4 protein-coding genes and 1 pseudogene are annotated in these 5,199 nt (G+C 65.4%); 3 read left to right on the top strand and 2 right to left on the bottom strand.

Annotation, left to right across the window (positions count from 1 at the left end):
- Positions 1-1,627, bottom strand: a 1,627-nt coding sequence (locus tag QZ184_RS09950) for a UPF0182 family protein (RefSeq protein ID WP_296419396.1), incomplete at its 3' end; no start/stop codon positions are given.
- A gap of 163 nt (positions 1,628-1,790) precedes the next feature.
- Between QZ184_RS09950 and thrC the strand changes: the two genes are divergently transcribed.
- The 3 genes from thrC to QZ184_RS09935 all read left to right on the top strand — a co-directional run bounded on the left by thrC (position 1,791) and on the right by QZ184_RS09935 (position 4,461).
- On the top strand, positions 1,791-3,071 hold the full coding sequence (gene thrC, locus QZ184_RS09945; protein WP_296416059.1) for a threonine synthase: 1,281 nt from the start codon (positions 1,791-1,793) through the stop codon (positions 3,069-3,071).
- A gap of 40 nt (positions 3,072-3,111) precedes the next feature.
- Positions 3,112-3,387, top strand: a complete 276-nt coding sequence (locus QZ184_RS09940) for a MoaD/ThiS family protein (protein ID WP_010317466.1) — start codon at positions 3,112-3,114, stop codon at positions 3,385-3,387.
- Between the two features lie 90 nt (positions 3,388-3,477).
- The gene (locus tag QZ184_RS09935) at positions 3,478-4,461 is read left to right on the top strand and encodes a cupin (RefSeq protein ID WP_247478735.1); all 984 of its coding nucleotides are present in this window, start codon (positions 3,478-3,480) and stop codon (positions 4,459-4,461) included.
- On the opposite strand, the pseudogene QZ184_RS09930 reads toward QZ184_RS09935, so the two are convergent.
- Positions 4,420-5,199, bottom strand: a pseudogene (locus tag QZ184_RS09930) (cell division protein FtsH); the annotation flags it as partial. The gene QZ184_RS09935 and the pseudogene QZ184_RS09930 overlap by 42 nt on opposite strands.

Below are 5,199 nucleotides of genomic sequence, written 5' to 3'. Positions count from 1 at the left end.
CCGGCAGGAACTGCTCCACGCGCTTCTGGCTCTGGCCCAGCTGGGGCAGGGCCTGAACCCGGCCGCTGCGGCCCAGGTCCTTGACGAAATACAGCGGCAGCCCATCGCTGCCGGAGACGTTCACCGGCGAGACCGTGAAGCCGTAGCCGTGGGTGAAGACCAGATGGCGGTTGAGCCAAGTGCGGGAGCCCTTGGCCAGCGCCGAGGAATCCAGTTCCCGGGCAGCGATCAGGACCTGCTGGGAGCCCAGCGCGCTGGCGTCGGCATTCAGCGGATAGCGATCGACGGCCGCGGAAGGGAAGTCGTAATAGAGCCGCAGTTGCTGCAGCTGGCGATTGGCCTCCAGCAGGGGCCCGCTGTCCCAGAGCCGCACGTTGGCCAAGGTGCCCTCGGCGCTCTTGAGATCGGCGGCGCTGAGCTGCTGTTTGGGCTCGAGATCCAGCTCACGAACGGCCTCGAGGCCAAAGGCCCGGCGCGTCGCCGCAATGGCGCGCCTGAGATAGGGGGTCTCCAGTTGCAGCTCCCGGGGCTGCACCCAGACCCGCTGTACCAGGGGCGCCAGACCCCATTCCACGATCGGCAGCAGGCAGGCGGACACCAGCAGGGGCAACATCGCCGCGCGGCGAAACCAGGACCGGGGCACCGGCACCAGCAGGCCCAGGCCACTCATCAACAGCAGCAGGGCCAACAGCAGCCGCAGGGGAAGACGAATGTGCAGGTCAACAAAGCCAGCCCCCGAAGCCACCCCACTGCCTTCGACCATCAGGTCAAAGGGACTGAGGCCGTAACTCAGGGCCGCCATCAGGGCCAAGACCGCCAACTGCGGTTGCAGCACCCGTTGCTGCTCGCGGCTCAACCCTGGAAAGCGCAGATCGGTGAGTGAGGTCCCTTCCGAGAAGGTCAGCCAGAGGCAGCCGACAAATCCAATCAGGACCTGGGCGATCACCAGGCTGACCAGCAGGTGCAGGGCCGGCAGGCGCAGCACCGTGAAGCTCAGGTCAAAGCCCGTCAGCGGGTCGGCCTCGCCAAAGGGAACGGCCAGCAGACCCGGCAGCCAGAGGCTCCAACCACGGGCGCAGGCCGTGGCCGAGCCGGCCAGGGCGGCCGCCAGGCTGATCCGCAGGGTGCTGTAGGGCCACCGCAGCAGACAGGGGAGCAGGACCACCGCCAGGCCGAGCACCAGTGCTGGCGGCAGATCCGCCAGGACCGAGAGGCCGGTGATGACCTCACCGCCAAAGGGATCCAGGATCAGGCCCCGGGCCTGCAGGAAGAGATAGCTCAGGCCCATCACCAGCAGCAGGAGCAGGCCGGTCAAGACCGCCACCAGCGGACCGCTGGCGAGGGGCGCCAAGGGGCGTTCCCGCAGCTGCTTGCGCGGGGCCTCCTGCCTCAGGCGCCAACAACGGCGCAGCTGCTGCAGCTGGAGCGGCAGGCCCAACCCCAGGACCAGGGCAAAGGCCAGGCACTGAAACAACCAGCGGCGCAGCACCACCGTGAGGGCATCGAACTGCGCAAACCACTGCGCCTCGATCACCAGGCGCGGCAGAAGCACCAACAAACCCAGCACCAGGGCAGCACTGGCCAGCCAGCGCAACAGCCGCTTGAGGCCTTGAACCGATACCTGCACAAGCCGAGCCGATCCCTGGCCGAGACTAGGCAGCACAACCGGCCGGTCAAGCCGCCACGGGGGATCTCAAGACAAACCTGGAGATACCCGATCCTGCGGGTCGGGTTTAAACCTGCCGGTGAATTGGCGCTGCTAATTTCGTCCCAACGTTCAGGATCTGAACTTGACCGCAACCCTTTCCCGCTCCAGCGTTGGGCCGACCTTCACCGGACTGCGCTGCAAGGAATGCGGCCAGGCCTATGACCCTGGGGCACGTCACGTCTGTGAGGACGTCTGCTTCGGTCCCCTCGAGGTGGTCTACGACTACGAGGCGATCCGCAACCGTGTCAGCCGCGCCACCATCGAAGCCGGTCCGGCCTCCATCTGGCGCTACCGCGATTTCCTGCCGATCGAAGGGGATCCGATCGATGTCGGCACCGGCTTCACCCCCCTGCTGAAGGCCGACAACCTGGCCAAGCGCCTGGGCCTCAAGAGCCTCTATATCAAGAACGACGGCGTCAACATGCCGACCCTGTCCTTCAAGGACCGGGTGGTTTCAGTGGCCCTGACCCGTGCCCGCGAGCTGGGCTTTAAGACCGTCAGCTGCGCCTCCACCGGCAACCTCGCCAACTCCACCGCCGCCATTGCCGCCCACGCCGGACTGGAGTGCTGCGTCTTCATCCCCAGCGACCTGGAGCTGGGCAAGGTGCTGGGCACCTTGATCTACAACCCCACCCTGATGGCGGTGAAGGGCAACTACGACCAGGTGAATCGCCTCTGCTCCGAGGTGGCCAACACCTACGGCTGGGGCTTCGTCAACATCAACCTGCGCCCCTACTACTCCGAAGGCTCCAAGACCCTCGGCTACGAAGTGATCGAGCAGTTGGGCTGGGAACTGCCCGACCACATCGTCGCGCCCCTGGCCTCCGGCTCCCTCTTCACGAAGATCCGCAAGGGATTCGACGAATTCATCAAGTGCGGACTGGTGGAGGAGAAGGCCGTGCGCTTCAGCGGCGCCCAGGCCGAGGGTTGCAACCCCATCGCCACCGCCTTCCGCGAGGGCCGCGACTTCATCACCCCGGTGAAGCCCAACACCATCGCCAAGTCGATCGCCATCGGCAACCCGGCCGATGGCCCCTATGCCATTGACATTGCCAACCGCACGGGCGGCAACATCACCGACGTCAACGACACCGAGATCGTTGAAGGCATCAAGCTCCTGGCTGAAACCGAGGGCGTCTTCACCGAAACCGCAGGCGGCACCACCATCGCCGTCCTGAAGAAGCTGGTGGAGCAGGGCAAGATCAACCCTGAAGAGCGCACCGTGGCCTACATCACTGGCAACGGCCTCAAAACCACCGAGGCCGTGGTGGATGCCATTGGCAAGCCCTACACGATCGAGGCACAACTCGACGCCTTCAACACCGCTTGGAAGCAAGCCCAGGCCGATCAAGCGCAGGCCTGATCACGACCGACCGCCAGTCCACACCCTTCCACTCCCCGCCATGCCCGTTCAGGTCCTGATCCCGACCCCCCTTCAGAAGTTCACCAACGATGAGGCCAGCGTCTCCCTGGACGCCTCCAGCGTCGATGGCCTGATTGACGCGCTCGATGGCCGTTACCCCGGTCTCAAGGGACGCCTCTGTGATGAGGCCGGCAAACTGCGCCGCTTCCTGAACGTTTACGTGAACAGCGAGGATATTCGCTTCCTCGAGAACCAAACCACCCCCCTCAAGGATGGGGACGAAGTCAGCATCGTTCCCGCCGTCGCTGGGGGCTGATCCTGCGCTGTAGCGATTCCTGCAGCAGCCAGCCACTCATGCATGCAGGCTCGCCCCAGAGCCACCTCTCCCTGGACCTGGTGTCACCCGATGACTCAAACCCCCGATCGTCCATCAGCGGATCTTCGGCTCAGCGTCCAGGCTGAGGCCAACCAAAACTCGCCTGTGGCCGACAAGGCCCTGCTGTTTGATTACCGACAGGCGGCCAATCCGATCCGCAGGGGTCTCACCGAACCGATCCCCTATCGCAGCTGGGGGCCTGAACTCCACGGCAGCGGTCCCAGTGGAATCATTCCGCTGGACCTCAGCGCTGAATTAGGCACCACCGGCCCAGCCACCAGCCCCGGCCTCGCAGCCCACTTCATCCGCATCGAAGCTGGAGAGGGCGTCCGTGCCGCGGCAAGCGCCACCAGTTCCCTCTTCTTTGTGCTCTCCGGCACGGGCGTCTGCCATGGCCGTGAGGCCGAGCAGGACACCAGCATCCACTGGAGCGAGGGCGATCTGTTCGTGCTGCCCTCAGGCGGCACCCCGCTGCTTGAGGCCAGCAGCACCAGCGTTCTCTACTGGGTGCATGACGCCCCCCTACTGAGCTACCTGGGGGTCGTGCCCAGCCAGCCGCGCTTCGAAGCCACCCACTACCGCGCCGAATGGCTGCGCTCTGAGCTGCTCAAACTGGCTCAGCAACCGGGGAGCGCGAGCAGCAACCGCATCAGCCTGCTGCTGGCCAACCGCGATCTACCCAGCACCCGCACGGTCACCCATGTGCTCTGGGCGATGTACGGCATCGTTCCTGACGGGGCAACCCAAGCGCCCCACCGCCATCAATCGGTGGCCCTGGATCTGATCATCGATTGCCAGCCTGGGGTCTACACCCTGGTGGGTACCGACCTCAACGCCGATGGCACCATCCGCAATCCCGAGCGGATCGACTGGCAGGCCGGTGGTGCCTTCATCACCCCACCGGGCTACTGGCATTCCCATGTGAATGGAAGCGGTCAGCCCGCCTACCTGCTGCCGATTCAGGACGCCGGCCTACAGACCTACCTGCGCAGCCTCGATATTCGCTTCGCCTAGCTCGCCGGCGCGCTCGACCACGGCGCGGAACTCAGGCCCCTCGATGGTTTCGCGCTCGATCAGCAGATTGACCAACTCGTCCATCAGTTCCCGGCGGCACTCCAGCAAGGAGACCGCCTGGCTGAGGGCGCGGCGGGCCAGCTGCTGCACCTCGGCGTCAATGCGGTTCCCGGTTTTCTGGGAGTGATGGGGTTCTGAGCGCAACCAATCCCGACCGAGGAACACCTCTGAGCCCTCGCCCTCCAGGGATAGGGGGCCCAGGGCCGAGAAGCCATAGCGCGTCACCATCTCCCGGGCGATTCGGCTGACCATCTCCAGGTCACTCGAGGCGCCCTGGGTGATTTCGCTCGGTCCGAAGACCACCAATTCAGCTGCACGGCCGCCCATGGCCATCACCATCCGCGCCTCCAGGTAGGCCTTGCTGATCAGGCCCGAATCCAGGACCTCCTCGTCGGGCATCGTGCGGGCAAAACCACCGACTCCGCCGGAGCGGGGAAGCAGGGTCACCTTGTCGAGGTCGTCCGACTTCGGCAGCAGGGTGGCCAGCAGGGCGTGGCCAATTTCGTGATAAGCAATCAGGCGCTTCTTGGCGTTGTCCTGAAGCGGCGCGGCCGTGAGACCCATCGTGATGCGCTCAAGGGCATCGCTGATGGCCTCATCGTTGATGCTCTGCCGCTCGCGCCGCGCCGTCAGGATCGCCGCCTCGTTGAGCAGGTTCGACAGGTCAGCCCCGGAGAA

The sequence above is a fragment of the Vulcanococcus sp. DEBay_Sum22DG08_74 genome, from assembly GCF_017852955.1.
GTDB lineage: Bacteria > Cyanobacteriota > Cyanobacteriia > PCC-6307 > Cyanobiaceae > Vulcanococcus.
Note: the sequence above shows the minus strand (reverse complement) of the source record. Positions and strands in the feature narration are given on the sequence as shown.

Excerpts from the sequence above, each read along its gene's own strand:
- QZ184_RS09940 (WP_010317466.1), top strand. The coding sequence starts at position 3,112 with ATGCCCGTTCAGGTCCTGATCCCGACCCCCCTTCAGAAGTTCACCAAC.
- QZ184_RS09935 (WP_247478735.1), top strand. The coding sequence starts at position 3,478 with ATGACTCAAACCCCCGATCGTCCATCAGCGGATCTTCGGCTCAGCGTC.